Genomic DNA, 22,434 nt, shown 5'->3' with positions numbered 1-22,434 from the left:
CGTAGAGTGACGGCCGTGTCCGTCACCGCAGTTCCCGCGCCCGATTCCGTGCTCGCGGCGGCTCTCGCCGCCGACCTCGATGCCGCCGACTTCCGTTCCGAACCGCTGCGGCGACTGTGGGGGGAGGAGGCCGACGACGCCCTCGCCCGCGGGATGCGCACACCGATCCTCCGCGCGATCGACGGGGACGAAGGGGTGCTCGCCACCCTCGGACGCCTGTTCCTGCTCGGGATGCCGCAGCCGACGGCATCCGTTCTGGCCGCCCTCCCGCGGCTCGGCGTCGACGGGCTCGTTCGGCTGGGCCTCGCCTCGGTCGACATCGACGAGGTGCGGCCTGCGGCGCTTCTCAGACCCCAGTCGTTCGTCGACGTCGACGGCATCGGCGAGTGGTGGATCGCGAGCGACCTCGACGAGGTGGCGCTCGACGGTCCGCTCCCGGCCGATCACGTGCTCGGCGTCGGCGGGGCCTCGCGCACGCTCGCCGAGATCGTCCTGCCGATCGAGGTCGACCGCGCCCTCGATCTCGGCACCGGATGCGGCATCCAGGCGCTGCTGGTCTCGCGCCGTGCGGCATCGGTCATTGCCACCGACATCTCCGCGCGGGCGCTCGCGTATGCCGAGCTCAACGCGCAGATCAACGGGGTGCACAACATCGAGTTCCGCCGGGGGAGCATGTTCGAGCCGGTCGAGGGGCTCGCCTTCGACCTCGTCGTGTCGAACCCGCCGTTCGTCATCACGCCGCGCGCCGAAGGCGTGCCCGAGTACGAGTACCGCGACGGAGGCCTCGTCGGCGACGCGCTCGTCGAGCAGTTCGTGCGCATGGTCCCCGCCTACCTCACCGCCGGGGGCGTCGCGCAGCTGCTCGGCAACTGGGAGTCGCGCGGCGAGGACGGCCTCGACCGGCTGGCCTCCTGGGTCCCCGGGCCCGTCGAGGGGCCCGTCGTCGACCTCTGGGTCATCGAGCGCGAACGGCTCTCGCCGCTCGCGTACGCCGAGCTGTGGATCCGCGACGGCGGCATCACCCCGCGCGACGCGGCCTTTCCGCGCCTGCTCACCGCCTGGCTCGACGACTTCGCCGCCCGCGGCGTCACCGCGGTCGGCTTCGGCTACATCCTGCTGCGACGATCCCCCGCCGCCGAACCGTCGCAAACGGCGGGTTCTCCGGGCGCGCACCCGCCGTTTGCGACGTCTCGCGAGCCGTTGCGGAGGATCGAGCGGATGCCGGGCGCCATCAGCAACGTCGGGGCGGCACTGGCTCGCGGGCTCGCCGCGCACGACCTGCTCGCCGATGGCATGCCGGCGACCCTGGTGGCGGCATCCGATGTCACCGAGGCCCGCCACCTCATGCCGGGAGACGACGACCCCAGCGTGATCGAGCTGCGCCAAGGCGGCGGCTTCCTGCGCACGATCGACGTCGACCCGGCGCTCGCCGCCTTCGTCGGTGCGTGCGACGGCGAGCTCACGGTCGCGCAGATCGTCGCGGCGCTCGCGGATCTCTTCGAGGTGCCGCTCGCCGATCTCTGGGCGGACATCGAGCCGCGCATCCGGCGGCTCGTGCTCGACGGGGTGCTGCTTCCGGGATGAGTGGTCCGGGAGCGGAGGGCCGCACCGGGCGCCGATCGATCCGTCGCCGCGGGGAATGCCCCAGCATCCATTCTGTTGAATAGAACTATGAAGGCTTTCGGATTCCTCTCGTTCGGCCATTACGCCGATGTGCCCGGATCGTCGACCCGTACCGCTGGCGACATGCTCACGCAGACGATCGAGATCGCCGAGGGCGCCGACGAGCTCGGCGTCAACGGTGCGTACGTGCGAGTGCACCACTGGGCTCGCCAGGCCGCGTCGCCGATGCCGTTGCTGAGCGCGATGGCCGCACGCACGACGCGCATCGAGGTCGGCACCGGCGTGATCGACATGCGCTACGAGAACCCGTACCAGTTCGCCGAGGAGGCGGCGGCGCTCGACCTCATCGCCGACGGGCGGGTGGCACTGGGCGTGAGCCGCGGGTCACCCGAGACCGCGCTGCGCGGCTACGAGACGTTCGGGTTCGTCGACGAGGAGGATCCGGAGCGCGGCAGCGTGATGGCGCGCGAGAAGTTCGACCTCTTCCTCGAGGCGATCGACGGCGCGCGCGTGGCGCCCGGAGACCCCCGCATGGTGGGTGCGGGTCACCACCTCGCCGTCGAGCCGCACTCGCCGACGCTGCGCGAGCGGATCTGGTGGGGCGCCGGTTCGCGGGCGACCGCGGAGCAGACCGGGCGCAAGGGGCTGAATCTCATGAGCTCGACGCTGCTCACCGAGGCGACGGGGCAGCCGTTCCACGAGCTGCAGCGCGAGCAGATCGACCTGTTCCGCGCGGCGTACAAGGAGGCCGGGCACACGGGGTCGCCGCGAGTGTCGGTGAGCCGCAGCGTGTTCCCCCTGGTGTCCGACAGGGACCGCGCGTACTTCGGGCTCCGCAGCGAGGAGAGCGTCGACCAGGTCGGTGTGATCGATGGGTTCCGCTCCACCTTCGGCAAGACCTACGCCGCCGAACCCGATGTGCTGATCCAGCAGCTCGTCGCCGACGAGGCCGTGATGTCCGCCGACACCCTCATGCTGACGATCCCCAACCAGCTGGGACCCGAGTACAACCTGCACGTGCTGGAGGCGTTCGCGAAGTATGTCGCGCCGGCCCTCGGCTGGAAGCCGAATACAGAAGGTCCCGTGCAGGGGTATCCGCTCTGAGTCGGGGAGGCAGCGAGCTTTCCTCAGGACCGAGCCCGCTGCCAGCCGAGTGGGGCCGGGGTTGTCGTTCCGGTCGCGATTTGTGCCGCTTCGGATGCCGGGTCCGTCGTTCCGGTCGCGCTTCGTACCGCTATTCCGCGGCGCAAGCGGCACAGATCGCGACCGGAGCGGGGAACAGGCCGTCAGAGCGGCACAGATCGCGACCGGAACGGAGTTGGCGGCGGCTGTCAGCGCGACTGCGCGGCCCGGGAGTCGATGACGGGGAAGTAGTCGAAGTCGATGAGGTCGGACCAGCGAGACATCCAGCGTTCGAGCGCCGCGTCGTCCATGGCGCGCATCAACTGGTAGCAGGTGCGCACCTCCGGTTCGTCGACGATCCAGCTGTCGATGAAGTCCACGCCGTCGGGCAGCATCCGCCCCTGTTCGGCGAATCGTTCGTACACGACGCTCGCGCCGTGGACGTAGTGTTCGATGACCATGTAGAGCCGCATAGGACATTCTCGCCTGTGGTGCCGTACGTCATCGAGAAGATCGACGCCGTCGCAGTTGGGCTCCGAGTACAACCTGCCCGTGTTGGAGGCGTTCGCGACGCATGTCGCGCCGGCCCTGGTGTGGGAGCCGAATACCGAAGGTCCCGCGCAGGGCTATCCGCCCTGAGCCGGCGAGGCAGCGAGCTTTCCCCAGGACTGAGCGCGCTGTCTGCCGAGCGAAGCCGGGCCTGTCCTTCCGGTCGCACTTGGTGCGGTTGTCACAGCAGCGGCCAGTTCAGCGCGTGAGCAGCCTTTGACGCGAGGATTCGAGCGTCGCGTTGATTGAGAAGCTGGGAGAACGCGGGCGCTGCCGGGAACGCGCTGTGGGCGTTGTGAAACAGGACGACCATGGGGGCGAAGGTCATTGTCGACGGAACGTACAGGCCATCGAGATCCAACGGCGCAGCGAGCTGGACGTGGATCTGGTGCGCCCAGTTGCGGGTGGTCGATTTCGGAGCTGCGTGCAGGGAGGAGGAGGCTCCGTTGCGGATCGGCCATGTGCCGGTGAGGTTCAGCAGTCGCAACGGGCGCGTCGGCGACCATGCGCTGAGTGCTTTGTCTGAGGACACACGGATGCGGCGGCGGTTCTGGAACACTTCGGCGAAGGCGGTGGTCGGGTCCGTGGCCGTGTATGCGACTCCGTTGCCCGCGTGGTGGCGCGGCGGCGTCGGCTGTGGTTCCCATCGCGACTGAGGCAGGGGACCGAACTCCCGGAGGCCGTTCCACGGCACGGGGTGCCGACCGTCGACGGTGTGAATGCGGAACAAAACCTGATCGACGGCGAGGGTCCGAACGTCGTCGCTGGTCGATGACAGGGGGTGGGGTGGAGTGCGGGGGTTCTTCGCGGTCACTCCCAGCTCCGCCCGTCAGCGAGAGCGACGACCTCGCTGACAGCCCCGCCCTCGGAGAGCCACTGCACCGGGCTCATGCCGCGAAGCGATTCTGCCGACTCCGTCATGAACTCCTTCACCTCGAGCGGGTGATAGTCATGCGGAAGCGCGCTGATCACTTGCTTCATTCCAGGGAGAGGGCGGCCGTGAACGAACTGCCAGCTCGGGAAGCGGTGGCGGCTGCCAGGCGTCGGCTTGACGGAGTACAGGGCACCCTCGACGACTGCACGGCGCACGTTCGCAGGCGCCATGCCGAGCATCTTGGCGACGCGATCCGTCGTCAACGATTCCGCCGCGACCACCACGTTCGCGCGCGCACGGTTGGCGGCGATCGTCGCATCGACAGCGCGGAGCGCGTCATCGGTGAGGTCCTCGGCGGTGACGCCAGCGTGGGCGGTGAGGAAGTCCAGGTCGGGCGCCGTGGTGGGGGCCGAAGTGTCGCCCAATTCCGCGAGTACGGCGATGAACTCGTTGGCGTCGATGGGCAGGTTGCGTCGGGAGAGCGCGGCTCGCACACGCTCCTCGAAGTCGAAGAGGGTGGGAGCTTCGATCGTCATGGATGCAACGATACGCCGCATCGTAACGATTGTCTATGGATTGATACGCCGCATCAATCCATCCAGGCCGCACACAACTCCCCCACTCGGAGGCCACCCGCACACAAGAAGGCTCCACGCCGACCAGTCGCCGCTGACCGTGTTCTCTGTCGTCCTTCCGTTGCCCGGGTTGTTCCGGTCGCACTCAGTGCCGCTTCGTCTCGTTCAGAGCGGCACGGATCGCGACCGGAGCGGGAAATGGGCAAGTTCGAGCTGCGATGCCCGCTTCACGTTCTGCGGACGCGTGCATCGATGGCGGATGCTGCGAGCTCAAGCATCCGGGATTCGTGCGGTTCTCCGTGATCGGCGAAGGTCGTCAGTCTTCGAGGAGGCGCTCGAGAAGCGCGCTCAGCACCTGACGATCAGCCGCCGGGAGCTGGCGCGCGAAGGCCGCTGACCCGCCGACCGCTGCCGCGATCCGCTTCTGCAGCTCGAGTCCCGCGGGTGTGGGTTCGAGCAGCTTCACGCGACGGTCCTCACCGGTGACCCTGCGGGCGAGACCGCGGTCCTCAAGCCGGTCGGCGAGCGTCGTCACATACGACGGGTCGCACCCGAGCTGATCGGCGATCTCGCGCAGCGGCATCGGATGCGTGAGGAGCAGCACCGTGCGGGCGATCGGGACCGGCAAGCCGAGCGGCTCGATCGCTGTGGTGAAGCGATCCCGGGCACGATCAGCGACCTGGACGATCAGGCGCGCGAGCGTGCGCGACTCGTCGGGAGACGGGCCGTCTTCGAGAGGGGATTCCTTCACGTCACGAATATAACTGAAGAAACAATCATTGACGTATAAAGTGTCGATGACTCAATCATATGGTGATCAGGAGTTCGTCATGACTGCTCGAGCGATCGATCCCTCACCTGTCTCGTCCCGGCCGTTCGGCCTCGGCAGGCTGCTCCTCCTCGCCCTCATCGCTTCGGCGCTGAACCTCGCGGTGTTCGGTGTCGCGTTGACGGCCGGAGTGCCCATGAAGGTCGGCGACAATCCGATCGACCCGATGGTTCCGCCGATCGCGACCTTCGTGCCGATGGTCGTGGCCGGGTTGCTGGTCTGGCTGGTTGCGCGCCGATGGACGCAGATCGGCCGCCGCCGCGCCGTGAACCGGGGCTGATCCCGGAAACCCCGGATCACTCCGGCCCCGCACGGCGTGTCCCGCCCGCGACGCGCCGTGCGGCATCCGATCGGTCTGGGATTTCCCACAAGAATGGAGCCCATGAAACGCTGCAAGAAGTCCGCGTAGCGTCGGCTTGACCCATGACGGTCACGCAGGTGGAGTCCGACGGCGCGACGATCGCGGTGACCGATCTCGGCGGCGACGGCCCCACGGTCGTGCTGCTGCATGGGCTCGCCGGCAGCTCCCGCGAGCTCATGCCCACCGCTGAAGCACTGTCGGACTCGTTCCGCGTGCTGCTGATCGATCAGCGCGGCCACGGCGCCAGCACGCGGAGACCGGCGTCGGCCTCGCGCGAGTCCTACGTGGACGACGTGGTGCGCGTGGTGCGGCGCTTCGCCGACGGTGAGCGGGTGGTCCTCGTCGGCCAGTCGATGGGTGCGCACACCGCGTTCCTCACCGCGGCCGCGCACCCCGGGATCGTGCGCGCCGTCGTCATGCTCGAAGGGCACGCCGGTGGCAGCGAGTCGAAAGCGGATGCCGAGGGGCTGGGTGCCTTCTTCCGGTCCTGGCCGACGCCGTTCGCCGACGAACAGGCCGCGCGCGCCTTCCTCGGCGAATCGGTGCTCACCGACGCCTGGATCGTCGACATGGAGCGTGCAGATGGCGGGTTCGTGCCTCGATTCGACGCGGACTTCATGCAGCACACCCTCGCGGCGGTGCACGAGCCGCGGTGGTCGGAGTGGAGATCCCTCGAAGCATCCATCCTGGCCGTGTTCGCTGAGAGCGGCATGTTCAGCGAACAGCAGAAGGCCGAGCTGCTGGCGACCAACCCCCGCGCGCAGCGCGTCGACATCGCGGGGGCGAGCCACGATGCGCACCTCGACGCGTTCGAGCAGTGGATCTCCGTGCTGCGCGACTAGCTCCTGGGGCTGAGCGCCGAGAACCGGGGCTGACCTCGGAAACCCCGGATCACTCCGGCCCCGCACGGCGTGTCTCGCCCGCGACACGCCGTGCGGCGTCCGATCGGTCTGGGTTTTCCCACAACAAGGGAGCCCGCGACCCGCCGGGTACGCTGGAACCCATGCTCAACATGGCTGACGGCCTCACCCGGCTCGGCGCGCTCGCCGAGCATCCGGTCGTCCGCACCCTCGCCGACGCGTTCGACGCCGCGGGGTTCGAGCTCGCCGTCGTCGGCGGCCCGGTGCGCGACGCGCTGCTGGGCCGCGCGACCCACGACCTCGACTTCACGACGAACGCGCACCCCGACGACATCCTCCGCATCGTCACCCTCGTCTCCACCGCCCAGTGGGACATCGGCCGCGCGTTCGGCACCATCGGCGCCCGCGTGCAGGGCGAGCAGGTCGAGATCACGACCTACCGCGCCGACAGCTACGACGGCGTCACCCGCAAGCCGACGGTCGAGTTCGGCGACACGATCGACGGCGACCTCGTGCGCCGCGACTTCACCGTGAACGCGATGGCGCTGCAGGTGCCAGCCGTGAAGCTCATCGACCCGACCGGCGGCGTGGAGGACCTCGTCGCAGGCACCCTGCGCACCCCCATCGACCCGCACGTCTCCTTCGGTGACGACCCGCTGCGCATGCTCCGCGCCGCCCGCTTCAGCGCCCAGCTCGGATTCGCGATCGATCAGGCGACGGCCGACGCGATCGCCGAACTGCGCGAGACGCTGAAGATCGTCAGCCCCGAGCGCGTGCAGGGCGAGCTCGTGCGCCTCATGCAGACCGACGACCCGGTGCGCGGCATCCGCTCTCTTGTCGACACCGGGCTGATCGAGGAGTTCCTGCCCGAGGTCAGCGCCCTGCGCCTCGAGATCGACGAGCACCACCACCACAAGGACGTGTATGAGCACTCGCTGACGGTGCTGCGTCAGGCCATCGCCCTCGAGCAGAGCCGGCACCCCGGCGCCGAGCCCGACGTGCCGCTGCGCATCGCGGCTCTTCTGCACGACATCGGCAAGCCCCGCACCCGCAAGCTCGAAGCCGGCGGCGCGGTGAGCTTCCACCACCACGACATCGTCGGCGCGCGCATGGCGCGCAAGCGCCTGCAGGCGCTGCGGTTCGACACCGCGACGACGGATGCCGTGGCCACCCTCATCGAGCTGCACCTGCGCTTCTTCGGTTACTCAGAGGGGGCGTGGACCGACTCCGCGGTCCGCCGGTACGTGCGCGACGCCGGTGACGTGCTCGAGCGCCTGCACATCCTCACCCGCGCCGACGTCACCACCCGCAACAAGCGCAAGGCCGCGCGACTGGCCGCCGCCTACGACGACATCGAATCGCGCATCACGACGCTGCGCGAACAGGAGGAGCTCGACAGCATCCGCCCCGAGCTCGACGGCAATCAGATCCAGCAGATCCTCGGCATCCGCCCCGGCCGCGAGGTCGGCGAGGCCTACCGGTTCCTGCTCGAGCTGCGCCTCGACGAGGGCGTGATCGGAGCGGATGCCGCCGAGCAGCGCCTGCGCGAATGGTGGGCCGCCCGCGCCTGAGCGCACCGCCCCCGGATGCAGAGATTCACTCGTTCCGGTCGTCCTCGGTCATTCCTGCGCCGGTCGCGTCGTCGGCGGCCCGGTCGAGTACCGCCCGGTCGAGTGCGGCGCGCACGAGGTGGGAGATGTCGATGGAGATGATGCGCTCGACCATGATCCGACCTCAGGGTGCCGGGGTGGGGTCGGTCGACGGCTCCGCGGCGGCATCCGTGGGCGTGGGGGTGGGCGTGGGGCTCGGTTCCGCCCCGGTGATACTCGGTGCGCGCCGGAATGGCGGGCCGGGCTGGTGGATGGTCGACTTCTTCGGCTCTCCCGTTTTCGGATCGAATGTGGCCTCGTCGAGCGGGAAGACGTTCCAGATCGGCTGGTCCCGATAGTCGCGGAAGGGCAACACCACGCTCTCGCCGTCGTCCTGCCACCCGTAATCGACACCGGTTCCGTCGGCTCCGTAGAGGTTGAGCGGAGTGCCCTTGCCCGTGTAGAGCTGCACGTGCTCGATCGGGTCGCCGTTCTCATCGAAGGCGAAGATGTTGCCGACCTGCACCCCGTCGAGGAGCAGCCCCTGCGGCATGTAGGCGCCGTCGTCGATGTACTCCACCCGGGGCGTCACGAGCGAGTACAGCGCGAACGGCAGGACGAGCACCGCCAGCACGCTGACGACCGTGCGCACGCGCCGCAGCCACGCCTTCGGCAGCCAGAGCCCGCGACCCCACTGCACGCTCACGATCACCGACGCGAGCAGGAGAACCGCTTCGATGGGAGAGTTCGGGACGACGGTGCGGCCGAACTGATCAGGGTAGGGCCATCCGGTCGGAAGCAGCACGAGCGCGTAGAGCCCGAAGCCGCGCAGCACCCACCACAGCGGTCGCATCGCGGACAGGAAGTCGAGGACCCAGGCGCCGAAGGCGCTGCCCCGGATGTCGGCGGCCACACGGGAGCGCCAGGCCGAGAGCCGCTCGCCGAGGGGCGGGCGCGCGGGCTTCGCCGACCGCGGGGGGAGACCCGCGGCCGTGCGCAGCTCCTCGGCGTAGGCGGCCGGGTCGCCGAGCTCGATCACGCCATCGTTGTCCGCCGCCTGGTCGGCGAGGTCGGCGGTAAGGCCGGAGAGGATCTCGTCGAGCTCGTCATCGGGCAGGTCGTCGAGGTGCTGGCGCACGGATGCCGCGAACGAGCGGATCCGCTCGTCGAGGGAGACGTCGGTGCCGTTCATCAGTTCTCTCCGTTCGTGGATGCCCCGGCGCGTTCGTGGACGAGCAGGGCGGACATCGCGCCGGCGAAGTCCAGCCAGGTGGTGGTCTGTGCGTCGAGGGCCGTGCGTCCCTGCGGATTGATCGCGTAGTACTTGCGGTGCGGCCCGCCGTCCGACGGCACGACGTAACTGGAGAGGCTGCCCGCGGCGTAGAGCCGGCGCAGCGTCCCGTACACGGATGCGTCGCCGACGTCGCCGAGCCCGGCATCCCTCAACCGCCGCACGATGTCGTATCCGTAACCGTCCTCGGTGCGCAGCACCGCGAGCACGGCGACATCGAGCACCCCTTTGAGCAACTGCGTGGTGTCCATCCGACCTCCTTCGATGCACTGCACACTACCACGCAGTGCACAGTAGTGCGCAAGACGCCACACCGCGCGTCACAGGGGGGCTGTTCCCGCGGGTGCGCGGCTCGTAGACTGAAGCGTTCCACCGTCGATGATCGGAGAACACAGTGGCCGCGTCGTGGAACGCGTCACGGGATGCCCATACGGAGGCGTCGCGTCTGTTCGTCGAGCGTGCCCACGAGGAGCTCATCTCCGGAAACCTCGACGACCAGCGCCTGCAGCAGGTGCGTCCGCTCGTGCGCGAGTCATGGGAGCGCTCGATCCGCAACGGCGTCTGCCACGAGGGCCTGCCGGCATTCGCCCTCGCCGCCGAGGAGCTCGAGCGGTACCGTTTGGCGCATCCGCTCGCCTCCGTGATGGACATGATCCGGGCATTGCTCCTACCAGGCGAGAGCGCCGAATCCGAGGTCATCGTCGCCGTGGGGGATCAGGCCGGCCGCCTGCTGTGGGTCGAGGGCGACCTGGCGATGCGCCTGCAGTTCGGCGAGATCGGGTTCGTCGCCGGTGCGGACTGGTCGGAGCGCGCGGTCGGCACGACCGCGCCGGGCATCGCGCTCGAGGTCGGCGAATCCGTGCAGGTGCGCCTCGCCGAGCACTACAACAGCCTCGTGCATCCATGGTCGTGCACCGCGGCGCCGGTGCGCGACCCGGAGACGCACCACGTGCTCGGGGTCATCGACATCAGCGGCGGCGACATCGCGGCCAGCCGTCAGGCGCAGATGCTCGTCGACGCCACAGCCCGCGCGGTCGAGTCCGAGCTGCTCGTCGCGCGGCTGCGCGAGCGCACCTCTGCCGTGGTCTCGCCGCCGACGCGCGCGGAAACGGGCACCGTGCGCGGCATCCTGCATGTCCTCGGACGCGACAGGGCCCTCCTCGAAACCGGCACCGAGCACGGGGAGCGGGTGATCGAGCTGAGCGCCAGGCACGCGGCGATCATGCTCATGCTCGCCGTGCACCCGCACGGCCTCTCGGCGGAGCGCCTCGCCGAGCTCGTCTACGGCGAGGACGCTTCTCCCGACACGCTGCGCCCCGAGATGGTGCGTCTGCGCAAGGTGCTGGAGCGCACGGCGTGCGGGCTGACCCCCGAATCCCGCCCCTATCGGTTGCCGATGCCGCTGGAGACGGATGCGCACGACGTGCTCTCCCTCCTCGACCGCGGCGCGTACCGGGTGGCGCTCAGCGCCTATCGGGGTCCGGTTCTCCCGGAGTCCGCATCGCCCGGCGTCGAGGAGTTCCGTGAGGTGGTGCGCACGTCGCTGCGCGAGGCGATGATCTCGGGTGCCGGGCTCGAGGTGCTCCTCGCCTATGCGGAGACCCCCGAGGCGAGGGACGATGTCGAAGTGCTGTGGCTGGCGCTGGAGATGCTGCCGCCGCGCTCGCCGAAGCGGGCCGGCCTCGTCGCCCGTATCGAACGACTGGAGGCCGATCGCTGAGGCCCGGCTCCCAGCGGATCGCGCGGTGATGAGACTGCGTCACGCGTCTGGGGAGTTGCAGTCTCGTTACGGTTTGGGGCGGATGCTCGGCGGACGGGTGCATGCCTGTGCATGATGGTGCCTTGAGCCCGTCCACCAGACGAGGCTGCACCTTCACAGATGGGGAGATTCATGTCTCTGCGTAAGAACACGCGCGGCCGCCTCGGCCTCGCCGTCGGCGCCCTCGGCGTCGCATCCCTGGTCCTCGCCGGCTGCGCATCAGGCGGCAACGGCGACGACGGCACCGACAGCGGCGACGCCGGTGGCGGCGACATCATCGTCGGCACCACCGACCAGGTCACCACCCTCGACCCCGCCGGCTCCTACGACAACGGCTCGCTCGCGGTGCAGACCCAGGTCTTCCCTTACCTGGTCAACACCGACTACAACAGCACCGAGGTCGTCCCCGACCTCGCCGAGTCGGCCGAGTTCACCTCGCCCACCGAGTACACGGTGACGCTCCCCGATGGACTCAAGTGGGCCAACGGCAACGACCTCACCTCCGCCGACGTGAAGTTCTCGTTCGACCGCAACCTCGCGATCGCCGACCCGAACGGCGCCTCGAGCCTGCTCTACAACCTCGACAGCGTCGAGACCCCCGACGACACCACGGTGGTCTTCCACCTGAAGACCGAGAACGACCAGGTCTTCCCGTTCATCCTCACCAGCTTCCCCGGCGCCATCGTCGATGACGAGGTGTTCTCGGCGGACGCCGTGACTCCAGACGACGACATCGTCGCCGCGAACGCCTTCGGCGGTCCGTACGTGATCACCTCGTACGACTTCAACAAGTCCATCGAGTTCACGCCCAACGAGAACTACCAGGGCCTCATCGATGCTCCGGCGAACAGCAGCGTCATCCTCAGCTACTTCGCCGAGTCCTCGAACCTGAAGCTCGCCGTGCAGCAGGGCGATGTCGACGTCGCGTACCGCAGCCTCTCGGCCACCGACGTCGAAGACCTCGGCGGCAACGACAAGGTGCAGGTCATCGACGGCCCCGGCGGCGAGATCCGCTACATCGTCTTCAACTTCAACACGCAGCCGTACGGCGCGATGACCGCCGACGCCGACCCGGCCAAGGCGCTCGCCGTGCGTCAGGCCGTGGCCGACCTCATCGACCGCGACGCGATCTCGGAGCAGGTCTACAAGGGCACCTACACCCCGCTGTACTCCTACGTCCCCGAGGGCTTCGCCGGCGCGACCGAGGCGCTCAAGGGCCTCTACGGCGACGGGAACGGCGGCCCTGACGCCGACAAGGCGAAGGCGACCCTCGAGGCCGCTGGAGTCACCACCCCGGTGTCGCTGAGCCTGCAGTACAGCCCCGACCACTACGGCCCTTCGTCGGGTGACGAGTACGCGCTGGTGAAGTCGCAGCTCGAGGAGTCCGGTCTGTTCGAGGTCGACCTGAAGTCGACCGAGTGGGTGCAGTACTCCAAGGACCGCACGGCCGACGTGTACCCGGCGTACCAGCTCGGCTGGTTCCCGGACTACTCCGACGCCGACAACTACCTGACGCCGTTCTTCCTCACGGAGAACTTCCTCGGCAACCACTACGAGAACGCCGAGGTCAACGACCTGATCCTGCAGCAGGCGGTCGAGCCGGATGTTGACGCCCGCACCGCCGACATCGAGAAGATCCAGGAGCTCGTCGCTCAGGACCTCTCCACGGTGCCGCTGCTCCAGGGCGCCCAGGTGGCCGTGGCCGGAACCGACGTCGACGGCGTGATCCTCGACGCGTCGTTCAAGCTGCGCTTCGCCTCGATCACCAAGTAGCATCACGATCACGACCCCGTCCGCTCCGCCTCGCCGAGTCGCAGCGGGCGGGGTCGTCGATCTGCGCGAAGGACCCACCACATGACGAGCACCGTCGCTTCGTCGTCCGCCGGGACACCCCCGGACGGCGACGCCCCGCCCGCCCGCTCCGCCCGGCGCCGATCCGGCGGCGGCTCCCTCGGGCGCTACATCCTCATCCGCTTCCTGCTGATGATCCCGACCGTCCTCATCCTGGTCACGGTCGTCTTCTTCCTCATCCGGCTCACCGGAGACCCGATCACCACGGCGCTGGGCGGTCAGCTCACACCCGACCAGCTCGCCGAGCGCATCCACGCCGCAGGCTACGACCGGCCGGTGCTCGTGCAGTACTTCGAGTACCTCGGCCAGATCCTCACGCTCGACTTCGGCACCACGCTCACGGGCAACCGGATGCCGGTCACCGAGGTGCTCGCCACGTACGGCAGCGCGACCCTCGAGCTCGTGATCTACGCTCTCATCGTCGCGTTCATCGTCGGCATCCCCCTCGGCATGGTCGCCGCGGCCAAGCGCGACCGCTGGCCCGACGCGACGCTGCGGGTCTCGGCGATCCTCTTCTACGCCACTCCGGTGTTCTTCTCGGGACTCGTTGCCAAGCTCATCTTCTCGGTGTGGCTGGGCTGGCTGCCGGTCTCGGGCCGTGCGAACGTGCGCACCGAGATCGCGCTGAGCAAGGACGGCACCGGCATCTACCTGATCGACGCGATCGCCTCGGGCAACGGCGCCTATGTGCAGGATGTCCTGCTGCACGCGATCCTCCCCGCGGCGACCCTGGGTCTGCTGACGGCCGGCATCTTCCTGCGTCTCGTGCGCACGAACCTCATCGGCACGTACAACATGCCCTACATCGACGCGGCGCGCTCCCGGGGCGTCGGCGAGGGGCGCCTGGTGCGCACGCACGCGTACCGACCGGCCCTCATCCCGATCATCACCGTGATCGGCCTGCAGATCGCGATGATGCTCGGCGGCGCGGTGCTCACCGAGACGACCTTCGAGTGGAAGGGCCTCGGGTTCCAGCTCGCCGCCTACCTCGGCGCCCGCGACTTCGTGGCGGTGCAGGGCATCGTCGCGATGATCGCCGTGATCGTCGCCGTGACGAACTTCGCGGTCGACATCATCGCCGCGTTCGTCGACCCGAGGGTGAGGTACTGACATGGCGAAGACCTCTCTCCTGAGCCGCCTGCCGGTGATCCACCAGCTGCGTCAGAGCGTCGGACTCCAGCGCGGGATGCTGGTGGCCGGTCTCGTGCTCACTGGCGTGTTCCTGCTGTCGGCGCTGTTCGCACCGCTGCTCGCACCGTACGGCTACGACCAGCTCAAGGGACCTGACGGCAACTTCGGCGCGCAGCAGGCTCCGAGCGCCGAGCACCTGCTGGGTACCACGGTCGGCGGATACGACGTGCTCTCCCGGGTGATCTGGGGTTCGCGCACGGCTCTGCTCACGATCGTCGTCGCGGTGGCCCTGTCGGTCGTGATCGGCGTGCTGCTCGGCCTCGTCTCGGGCTACCTCGGCGGCTGGGTGGATCGCGTGCTCGTCGTCGCCGCCGACGCGATCTACGCGTTCCCGACGCTGCTGCTCGCCATCGTCGCCGCCATCGCGATCAGCGGCGGTCAGTCGGGGCTCTGGCCCGGCGTGCTGGCCGCGGCGATCTCGATCACAGTGGTCTTCGTGCCGCAGTACTTCCGCGTCGTGCGCTCCGAGGTGCTGCGTGTGAAGGCCGAGGCGTTCGTCGAGTCGGCCAGGGTGATCGGCGCGCCGACCACCCGCATCATGTTCCGGCATGTGCTGCGCAACTCCACGCGCACACTGCCGCTCATCGTGACGCTGAACGCGGCCGAGGCGATCTCCACGCTCGCCGCCCTCGGCTTCCTCGGGTTCGGCATCGAGCCGACCGCGGCGGCCGAATGGGGCTTCGACCTCAACAAGTCGATCAGCGACGTCGCCGCCGGCATCTGGTGGACGGCGATCCCGCCGGGGCTCGCGATCGTCGCGGTGGTGCTGGGCATCACGCTGATCGGCGAGGGACTCAACGACCTCGCCGACCCGCGCCTGCGCGCTCGCCGCCGTGCGGGACGCAGCAAGACGCCGGCCGACGCCGTGGCGGCGACCCAGCCGGTGACCCGTGAAGACCTGGGAGAGGTGCAGTGATGACGAGCGCAGTGGAGATCCGCGATCTGAACATCACCTTCGCCACGGACGGCGGCGACGTGCAAGCGGTGCGCGGCGTCTCGCTCGACGTGCAGCCGGGCGAGGTGCTCGCCATCGTCGGCGAGTCGGGCAGCGGCAAGACCGTGACCGCGCGGTCGATCCTCGGCCTGCTGCCGGAGACGGCGATCACGCGCGGCGCCGTCATCCTCGACGGCGCCGACGTGACGACGATGGACGCTGCGGCCCTGCGGTCGGTGCGCGGCCCCGGTGCGGCGATGGTCTTCCAGGAGCCATCGAGCGCCCTGAACCCGGTGTTCACGGTCGGGTGGCAGCTCGCCGAGGGGCTGCGCGCCCACGGCGGCGTGAGCCGTGGCGAGGCGCGCAAGGTCGCCATCGACATGCTGCGCAGGGTCGGCATCCCCGATCCCGACCGGCGCGTCGACGACTACCCGCACCAGTTCTCCGGCGGGCAGAAGCAGCGCATCGTCATCGCCATGGCGCTCGCGTTGAAGCCGAAGGTCATCATCGCCGACGAGCCGACAACGGCGCTCGACGTCACGGTGCAGGCCGAGATCCTCGAGCTCCTGCGGAGCCTGCGCGACGACGAGGGCACGGCCATCGTGCTCATCACGCACAACATGGGCGTCGTCGCCGATCTCGCCGATCGCGTCGCGGTGATGCTGAACGGAGAGCTCGTCGAGACGGCCCCCGTCCAGGAGCTGTTCGCGACCCCGAAGAACGATTACACGCGTCGGCTGCTCGCGGCGGTGCCCCGCCTGCAGGTCGCCGACCGGGAGCCGCCGACGACGGATGCCGCCCCCGTGGTCGTCGCGAAGGACCTCGTCATCGAATACCAGGGCCGGCTCGGCCGCAGCGCCTTCCGCGCGGTGAACGGCGTGAGCTTCACGCTGTCGCCCGGCGAGGTCGTCGGGCTCGTCGGCGAGAGCGGATCGGGCAAGAGCACGATCGGCCGGGCGATCGCCGGGCTCACCCCCGTCTCCGACGGCTCGCTCGAGGTGCTCGGGATGCAGATGCGGGGGGTGAAGGAGCGGCGGTTCCGTCCGCTGCGCAAGGATCTGGGCTTCGTGTTCCAGGATCCGGCGACGAGCTTCAACCCGTTGCTGACGATCGCACACAACGTGGCGGAGCCGCTCATCGTGCACGGGGTCGCGAAGAACCAGTCCGATGCGCGCCCGCGGGTCGACGAGCTGCTCGAGGCGGTGCAGCTGCCCGCAGCCTTCGGCGACCGCTTCCCGCACGAGCTCTCCGGTGGTCAGCGCCAGCGGGCCTCGCTCGCCCGCGCCCTCGCGCTCGACCCGAAGCTGCTCATCGCCGACGAGCCCACGAGCGCGCTCGACGTGTCGGTGCAGGCGCGGGTGCTCGAGCTCTTCGGCGAGGTGCAGGAGCGCTTCGGCTTCGCGACGCTGTTCATCACGCACGACCTGGCGGTCGTGGACATGCTCGCGCATCAGGTGGTCGTGCTCCATCACGGCGAGATCGCCGAGTCGGGCCGCACCGCCGACGTGCTCGGAAACCCGAAGGACGACTACACCAGGCGGCTCATCGCCTCGCTGCCCGTACCGGATCCCGTCGAGCAGGCGGCGCGGCGCGCGGCCTGGGCCGCCGCCCGCACCTGAGCTGCATGCGACGGTGCAACCCGTTGCAACGGGGGGCGGTATATCGTCTCTCTCAGAAGCGATGCAGGTTCATCAGTCCCCAGCTGATCGCGTCGCAGGCGGCTCGGCCGCCATTGCAGAAGGGGTCCCCAGTTCCTTCTGATCCCGAGGGGGGATGGGGCGGGCAGCTGATTCTGAACTCAGCACCCGCCCCCAATACCCTTCTCGATGGCCGCGGGTTCAGTGCGCAAGATCGGCGATCCGCATCGCGATGTAGACGGCGCCGATGGCGATGGCCGCGACGATCGTCACCCAGCTCGCGCTGCGCTTCAGCCGACGTCCCTCGTGTGCGACCCCGGGCGGCGGCGTGAGCATCCCAACGGGTGCGGCGAACGGGAGCGCGCCGTCGGCCGGAGCCGGAGCGGATGCGGTGGCCACCGGCATCCGCTCGTCCCGCCATCGCGCCCACTGGTCGAGCTTGGCCAGGAGGGCGCCGACGGCGCCGAACAGCCATGCCCATGTCGCGGGATCGAGGCTCGACGCCTTCCGCCGCGTGTAGAGGAACAGCCAGTCGTCGACGATCTCGACGTCGAGCTCTGCGGCGTTGTCGATGAAGCGCGCCATGATGTCGGGCGTGAACAGGTACAGGGCGTCGCGCTCATAGCCGGCGGGGCAGTAGAGGTCGAAATACCTGTCGAAGTCGCCCTCGAGCGAGAGGCGCTGGGCCTTGTGGAAGGAGGCGGGCAGATTGGTGCCGAAGCCGTTGTTGCCCTTGGCGTCCAGGACGATGTTCGGCAGCGGCACGTCGAGCTTCACGGCCACGTACCCCCAGCGATGGGTGGTGGAGTTCTTTCCGTGCCGCACGGTGTACTGGTGGTTGCCGAACTCGACGAACCGCGGGTACGTGCCCCGCACGAGGTCGGTCGCCGTGCGGGAGTGCCCGAGGCCGAAGATCATGCCGGGCAGCGGCGGGTCCACGATGCGGGGCTCGTAGGTCATGCCGTTCGCGGCGGCGAAGCGGCTCAGGCGGTAGCGGGTGACGCGGCTGCGCCGCCATCCGCTCACGGTCACGACGAGCGCGACGACCCCGATGACGACGAAGACGGCAGCTGGCAGCAGCGCTCTGCCGAGATCCGCCGGGTCGGTGAACAGCGTCATCAGTGTGCCGATCAGCGTCAGCGGCACGACCACGGCGCCGACGATCACGGCGATCACGACGGCGAAGGCCGACCAGCCGGACGGGCGCAGGGAGCCGCGGGCGCGCAGCTCGCGGGCGAAGGCGGCGACCTCGTGGCGGTCGACGGGCCCGGTGAGCGGCTGCGCATCGAAGTTCACGGCTCAACGCTACTCACGAAGCCGCGGCGGCTCCATGCCCGATCGCGGCCGGGGTGAGGCAGGTGGCGGGCACTTTGTCGGGCCGATTGCCGAATGTCGGGCGGATCCGGCCCGACACGCCGCAGCACCGGCATCCGCACCCGACAAACCGACCACCGACCCTCAGCTTCTGTTTCGGGGCCGTTCGCACGGCGCGCGGTTCTCAGGTAGACTGTGCAGGTTGTCTGCCTTCCGGCATCCATTCGGAGGCCAGGGCGGGCGACTGCTGCACACCCTCCTGCTTCCGGGAAAGCCCCGGGAGCCGTTCTAGTCCGAAGGAGGTGGGTAAGTGACGCACCAGTACGAACTCATGGTCATTCTGACCCCTGAGATCGATGAGCGCACGGTAGCCCCCACGCTCGACAAGTTCCTGAAGGTCATCACCAACGATGGTGGCTCGATCGACAAGGTCGACATCTGGGGCAAGCGCCGTCTTGCTTACGAGATCCAGAAGAAGAGCGAGGGCATCTACGCCGTCGTCAACTTCACCGCGACCAGCGAGGCCACGCAGGAGCTCGACCGTCAGCTCAAGCTGAACGAGTCGATCATGCGCACCAAGGTGCTGCGTGCCGAAGAGGCACAGGCCATGGTCGCCGCCGAGGCCAAGCGCTCGGAGGAGAAGGCCGCTCGCAAGTCCGCCAAGGTCGCGAAGGCCTAAGCCTCATGGCCGGCGAAACAGTCATCACCGTGGTGGGAAACCTCACGGCCGACCCCGAGCTGCGGTACACGCAGAACGGACTGCCGGTGGCGAACTTCACCATCGCCTCGACGCCTCGCAACTTCGACCGCGCCGCCAACGAGTGGAAGGACGGCGATGCGCTGTTCCTTCGCGCGTCGGTCTGGCGCGAGTTCGCCGAGCACGTGGCGGGTTCGCTGACCAAGGGCATGCGCGTCATCGCGCAGGGACGCCTGCGTCAGCGCTCCTACCAGGACCGCGACGGCAACCAGCGCACCGCGATCGAGCTGGAGGTCGACGAGATCGGCCCCTCGCTCCGCTACGCGACCGCGCAGGTCACCCGTGCGGCGTCGAACGGCGGCGGTTTCCAGGGTGGCGGTCCGTCGCGCTCCGCGCAGCAGGTGTCGGAGGAGCCGTGGTCCACGCCCGGTTCGTCGACGAGCGCTGACGCGTGGAGCACGCCGGGCAGCTTCGGCGACGACACCCCGTTCTGATTTCAACTGCATCCGGTTCCTGAGCCCGTCGAAGGGCTCGGCATCCGACTCATCACTAAGGAAGAAAATGGCTGGAAAGTCGAGCGGCGATCGCCGCAAGCCGCGGAAGGGCGCGAAGAACGCCGCCCCCGCGAAGTCCATCCGCGTTGGCGTCATCGACTACAAGGATGTCGCGACGCTGCGCAAGTTCATCTCGGAGCGCGGGAAGATCCGCGCCCGTCGTATCACCGGTGTCTCCGTGCAGGAGCAGCGTCTGATCGCCAAGGCGATCAAGAACGCTCGCGAGATGGCTCTCCTGCCCTACGCCGGCGCTGGCCGCTGAGGGGTACCGACATGGCAAAGCTGATTCTCACGAACGAGGTCGCCGGGCTCGGAAGCGCCGGTGACGTGGTCGAGGTCAAGAACGGGTACGCCCGCAACTACCTCATCCCCCAGGGCTTCGCTACGGCGTGGACCCGCGGTGGCGAAAAGCAGGTCGCTTCGATCCAGGCTGCTCGTCAGGCGCGCGCGATCCACGACCGCGACGAGGCCGTGGCCCTGAAGAACGCCCTCGAGGCCACCAAGGTGCGCCTCGCCGTCAAGGCGGGCTCCGCCGGCCGCCTGTTCGGTTCGGTCAAGACCGCCGATGTCGCTGACGCCGTCGCGGCAGCCGGTCTCGGATCGATCGACAAGCGCAAGGTGCACATCACCTCGGCGATCAAGTCGACCGGCGAGCACGAGGCCACCGTTCGTCTGCACGACGACGTGACCGCCGTGATCACGCTGCAGGTCGTCGCCGCCAAGTAGGCATCTGCACACGAGAACCCCTCGCCTCAGGGCGGGGGGTTCTCTGCGTCTTCGGCGCCCTCGACGGGCGCCTGTCGATGGCGTGCGCAGGATGCTGCGGCCGTGATGCCCGGATGTTCTGGAATGCGTCTCCGCGTGACGCGCCCGAGTGCATTCGGGCTTGACTTTTCCCCAAGGTTCTACACATTCGCACGCGGTGAGGGCAACCTTCAATCCGCGGTTTAGGTCGATTGTTGTACACAGGGTGGGGAAACCGAAAAGCCCTGTTCAAGCGAGATATAAAAGTCTTCCCGGTGGGTAGTCCACGGGGTTATCCACATAGGTTCCCCACAGACTCGCCGCGTTTCTCCGCATCTTCTCCACATAGTTATCCACAGGTGGTGTTGCGGGGTGCCAATGGCGTGAATAGCGTGGTCGAGCGCCCGGATGTCAGGGGTCCATGATGTGCTGTCCACCTGACCAGGAGCGGTCACGAAAGCACACACTCGTCGCGTCGAAGGGAACCCTGTTGTCTATCGCCGACATCTCGGAGGAGCGCCTCGGAGGGCAGCGCCAGCCGGAGCGCACGCCCCCGCACGATCTGCTCGCCGAGCAGAGCACGCTGGGCGGCATGCTGCTGTCGAAGGACGCCGTCGCCGATGTGATCGAATCGCTCAAGGGCGCCGACTTCTACATCCCCAAGCACGAGCTGATCTTCGAGGCCATCCTCTCGCTGTACTCGCACGGCGAGCCGACCGACGTCGTCGCCGTCACCGATGAGCTCATCAAGACCGGAGAACTGGGCAGGGCGGGCGGGGCCGACTACCTGCACACGCTCACCTCGATCGTGCCGACCGCCGCCAACGCGGGCTACTACGCCAGCATCGTGTCGGAGCGCGCGATCCTGCGCCGGCTCGTCGACGCAGGCACCCGCATCGTCCAACTCGGCTACGCGGGCGAGGGCGACGCGACCGACATCGTCAACAACGCGCAGGCCGAGATCTACTCGGTTACCGGATCCGAGACCGCCGAGGACTACGTCCCACTCACCGTCGCCGTTGACGCGGCCGTCGAGGAGATCGAGCTCGCCAACGGCCGCGACGGCTCGATGACCGGCATCCCGACCGGCTTCCGAGAGCTCGACGAGCTCACCAACGGCCTGCACGGCGGTCAGATGATCGTCGTCGCGGCGCGGCCGGCGATGGGCAAGTCGACCCTCGCCCTCGACTTCGCCCGCGCGGCGTCGATCGGGCACAACGAGCCGTCGATCTTCTTCTCGCTGGAGATGGGCAAGAGCGAGATCGCGATGCGTCTGCTCAGCGCTGAGGGGGCCATCCCGCTGCAGCACATGCGCAAGGGCACCCTCGATCCGCGCGACTGGACCACGGTGGCCGCGACCCGCGGCCGCATCAACGACGCCCCGCTCTACATCGACGACAGCCCGAACATGACGCTCGTGGAGATCCGGGCCAAGTGCCGCCGGCTCAAGCAGCGGGCTGGGCTGAAGATGGTCATCATCGACTACCTGCAACTGATGACGAGCGGCAAGCGCGTCGAGTCGCGTCAGCAGGAGGTCTCGGAGTTCTCGCGGGCGCTGAAGCTGCTCGCCAAGGAGCTCCAGGTGCCCGTCATCGCGCTCTCGCAGCTGAACCGCGGTCCCGAGCAGCGGCAGGACAAGAAGCCCGCCATCAGCGACCTGCGCGAGTCGGGCTCGATCGAGCAGGACGCCGACATGGTGATCCTCCTGCACCGCGACTCCGTCTACGACAAGGACGTGCGCCCCGGCGAGGCCGACCTCATCGTCGCCAAGCACCGAAACGGCCCCACCGCGACGATCACTGTGGCGTTCCAGGGGCACTACTCGCGCTTCGCCGACATGGCGGTGGGTGGGGACTTCCACTGACGTCAGGCCGGCGGCGTGCTCACGCCTCCCCGTCCTTTCCCGTCCCGGGCCCGACTTCGGATCGCGGATGCGGGCAGCTTCCCGTGATGCACAGTGAGCTGCGTGACATATGACGTGCATTGAGGAGAAGCGGCGTCACACGCTGTCACCGTGAGTCACGTGAGTCACGTGCGCCCGCGCGCCCTCTCTATGCTCCTGGAAAGCCCCGCGAAACAC

Annotated in this window: 23 protein-coding genes; 15 read left to right on the top strand and 8 right to left on the bottom strand. The window is 68.7% G+C overall.

Annotation, left to right across the window (positions count from 1 at the left end; all coding sequences use genetic code 11):
• The first annotated feature begins 6 nt into the window (after positions 1 to 6).
• Both QM568_RS10405 and QM568_RS10400 read left to right on the top strand, forming a co-directional pair.
• Positions 7 to 1,584 carry a methyltransferase gene (locus QM568_RS10405; RefSeq protein ID WP_415138524.1) on the top strand — a complete coding sequence of 526 codons (1,578 nt, stop codon included), beginning with the start codon at positions 7 to 9 and terminating at the stop codon, positions 1,582 to 1,584.
• Between the two features lie 87 nt (positions 1,585 to 1,671).
• Positions 1,672 to 2,727: an LLM class flavin-dependent oxidoreductase gene (locus tag QM568_RS10400; protein ID WP_415138522.1), complete on the top strand. Its 1,056-nt coding sequence runs from the start codon at positions 1,672 to 1,674 to the stop codon at positions 2,725 to 2,727.
• Between the two features lie 227 nt (positions 2,728 to 2,954).
• On the opposite strand, the gene QM568_RS10395 is transcribed toward QM568_RS10400, so the two are convergent.
• The 4 genes from QM568_RS10395 to QM568_RS10380 form a co-directional block, all read right to left on the bottom strand.
• Positions 2,955 to 3,206, bottom strand: coding sequence for a DUF3303 domain-containing protein (locus tag QM568_RS10395; protein WP_415138520.1), 252 nt, complete (start codon positions 3,204 to 3,206; stop codon positions 2,955 to 2,957).
• 269 nt (positions 3,207 to 3,475) lie between these two features.
• Positions 3,476 to 4,108: an RES family NAD+ phosphorylase gene (locus QM568_RS10390; RefSeq protein ID WP_415138518.1), complete on the bottom strand. Its 633-nt coding sequence runs from the start codon at positions 4,106 to 4,108 to the stop codon at positions 3,476 to 3,478.
• Positions 4,105 to 4,704, bottom strand: a complete 600-nt coding sequence (locus QM568_RS10385) for a hypothetical protein (RefSeq protein ID WP_415138516.1) — start codon at positions 4,702 to 4,704, stop codon at positions 4,105 to 4,107. Before QM568_RS10385 ends, QM568_RS10390 begins: the two co-directional genes overlap by 4 nt.
• Before the next feature lie 355 nt (positions 4,705 to 5,059).
• Positions 5,060 to 5,494, bottom strand: a complete 435-nt coding sequence (locus QM568_RS10380; RefSeq protein ID WP_415138514.1) for a MarR family winged helix-turn-helix transcriptional regulator — start codon at positions 5,492 to 5,494, stop codon at positions 5,060 to 5,062.
• Between the two features lie 79 nt (positions 5,495 to 5,573).
• Between QM568_RS10380 and QM568_RS10375 the strand changes: the two genes are divergently transcribed.
• The 3 genes from QM568_RS10375 (at position 5,574) to QM568_RS10365 (ending at position 8,364) form a co-directional block, all read left to right on the top strand.
• A complete protein-coding gene (locus tag QM568_RS10375; protein WP_415138512.1) occupies positions 5,574 to 5,852 on the top strand; it encodes a DUF6069 family protein in 279 nt (92 codons plus the stop codon).
• 143 nt (positions 5,853 to 5,995) lie between these two features.
• Positions 5,996 to 6,775, top strand: a complete 780-nt coding sequence (locus QM568_RS10370; protein WP_415138510.1) for an alpha/beta fold hydrolase — start codon at positions 5,996 to 5,998, stop codon at positions 6,773 to 6,775.
• Between the two features lie 161 nt (positions 6,776 to 6,936).
• Positions 6,937 to 8,364, top strand: a complete 1,428-nt coding sequence (locus tag QM568_RS10365) for a CCA tRNA nucleotidyltransferase (protein WP_415138508.1) — start codon at positions 6,937 to 6,939, stop codon at positions 8,362 to 8,364.
• 25 nt (positions 8,365 to 8,389) lie between these two features.
• Here QM568_RS10365 and QM568_RS10360 read toward each other — a convergent pair whose 3' ends face one another.
• Genes QM568_RS10360 through QM568_RS10350 form a run of 3 tightly spaced genes read right to left on the bottom strand, consistent with a single transcriptional unit; the run spans position 8,390 to position 9,924 of the window.
• Positions 8,390 to 8,518 carry a hypothetical protein gene (locus QM568_RS10360; RefSeq protein WP_415138506.1) on the bottom strand — a complete coding sequence of 43 codons (129 nt, stop codon included), beginning with the start codon at positions 8,516 to 8,518 and terminating at the stop codon, positions 8,390 to 8,392.
• A 9-nt stretch (positions 8,519 to 8,527) separates the two neighbouring features.
• Positions 8,528 to 9,574 carry a hypothetical protein gene (locus QM568_RS10355; RefSeq protein ID WP_415138504.1) on the bottom strand — a complete coding sequence of 349 codons (1,047 nt, stop codon included), beginning with the start codon at positions 9,572 to 9,574 and terminating at the stop codon, positions 8,528 to 8,530.
• Positions 9,574 to 9,924 (bottom strand): PadR family transcriptional regulator, encoded by a 351-nt coding sequence (locus tag QM568_RS10350; protein ID WP_415138502.1) that lies wholly within the window; start codon positions 9,922 to 9,924, stop codon positions 9,574 to 9,576. Before QM568_RS10350 ends, QM568_RS10355 begins: the two co-directional genes overlap by 1 nt.
• A 143-nt stretch (positions 9,925 to 10,067) precedes the next feature.
• Here QM568_RS10350 and QM568_RS10345 point away from each other — a divergent pair, with 143 nt between their 5' ends.
• From QM568_RS10345 to QM568_RS10325, 5 genes are all read left to right on the top strand, one after another.
• The gene (locus QM568_RS10345; protein WP_415138500.1) at positions 10,068 to 11,393 is read left to right on the top strand and encodes a transcriptional regulator; all 1,326 of its coding nucleotides are present in this window, start codon (positions 10,068 to 10,070) and stop codon (positions 11,391 to 11,393) included.
• 171 nt (positions 11,394 to 11,564) lie between these two features.
• Complete coding sequence (locus QM568_RS10340) at positions 11,565 to 13,205, top strand: ABC transporter substrate-binding protein (protein WP_415138498.1); 1,641 nt, start codon at positions 11,565 to 11,567, stop codon at positions 13,203 to 13,205.
• Between the two features lie 81 nt (positions 13,206 to 13,286).
• Complete coding sequence (locus QM568_RS10335; RefSeq protein ID WP_415138496.1) at positions 13,287 to 14,393, top strand: ABC transporter permease; 1,107 nt, start codon at positions 13,287 to 13,289, stop codon at positions 14,391 to 14,393.
• A 1-nt stretch (position 14,394) separates the two neighbouring features.
• Entirely contained in the window at positions 14,395 to 15,390 is a 996-nt protein-coding gene (locus QM568_RS10330; RefSeq protein WP_415138494.1) for an ABC transporter permease, read from the top strand.
• A complete protein-coding gene (locus QM568_RS10325) occupies positions 15,390 to 17,027 on the top strand; it encodes an ABC transporter ATP-binding protein (protein ID WP_415138492.1) in 1,638 nt (545 codons plus the stop codon). The genes QM568_RS10330 and QM568_RS10325 overlap by 1 nt, the downstream gene beginning before the upstream one ends.
• A gap of 219 nt (positions 17,028 to 17,246) precedes the next feature.
• Here QM568_RS10325 and QM568_RS10320 read toward each other — a convergent pair whose 3' ends face one another.
• Entirely contained in the window at positions 17,247 to 18,341 is a 1,095-nt protein-coding gene (locus QM568_RS10320) for a hypothetical protein (RefSeq protein ID WP_415138490.1), read from the bottom strand.
• A 328-nt stretch (positions 18,342 to 18,669) separates the two neighbouring features.
• Between QM568_RS10320 and rpsF the strand changes: the two genes are divergently transcribed.
• From rpsF to dnaB, 5 genes are all read left to right on the top strand, one after another.
• Positions 18,670 to 19,038 (top strand): 30S ribosomal protein S6, encoded by a 369-nt coding sequence (gene rpsF, locus QM568_RS10315; protein WP_415138488.1) that lies wholly within the window; start codon positions 18,670 to 18,672, stop codon positions 19,036 to 19,038.
• A 5-nt stretch (positions 19,039 to 19,043) separates the two neighbouring features.
• Positions 19,044 to 19,550 carry a single-stranded DNA-binding protein gene (locus QM568_RS10310; protein ID WP_415138486.1) on the top strand — a complete coding sequence of 169 codons (507 nt, stop codon included), beginning with the start codon at positions 19,044 to 19,046 and terminating at the stop codon, positions 19,548 to 19,550.
• Between the two features lie 67 nt (positions 19,551 to 19,617).
• Positions 19,618 to 19,872, top strand: coding sequence for a 30S ribosomal protein S18 (gene rpsR, locus QM568_RS10305; protein WP_040168021.1), 255 nt, complete (start codon positions 19,618 to 19,620; stop codon positions 19,870 to 19,872).
• 11 nt (positions 19,873 to 19,883) lie between these two features.
• Positions 19,884 to 20,336 carry a 50S ribosomal protein L9 gene (rplI, locus tag QM568_RS10300; RefSeq protein WP_415138483.1) on the top strand — a complete coding sequence of 151 codons (453 nt, stop codon included), beginning with the start codon at positions 19,884 to 19,886 and terminating at the stop codon, positions 20,334 to 20,336.
• A gap of 508 nt (positions 20,337 to 20,844) precedes the next feature.
• On the top strand, positions 20,845 to 22,218 hold the full coding sequence (gene dnaB, locus QM568_RS10295; protein ID WP_415138481.1) for a replicative DNA helicase: 1,374 nt from the start codon (positions 20,845 to 20,847) through the stop codon (positions 22,216 to 22,218).
• The last annotated feature ends 216 nt before the right edge of the window (positions 22,219 to 22,434 follow it).

It is taken from the genome of Microbacterium sp. (genome assembly GCF_047607465.1).
GTDB lineage: Bacteria > Actinomycetota > Actinomycetes > Actinomycetales > Microbacteriaceae > Microbacterium.
The sequence above is the reverse complement of the archived record's forward strand: the minus strand, read 5'-3'. Positions and strand labels throughout refer to the sequence as shown.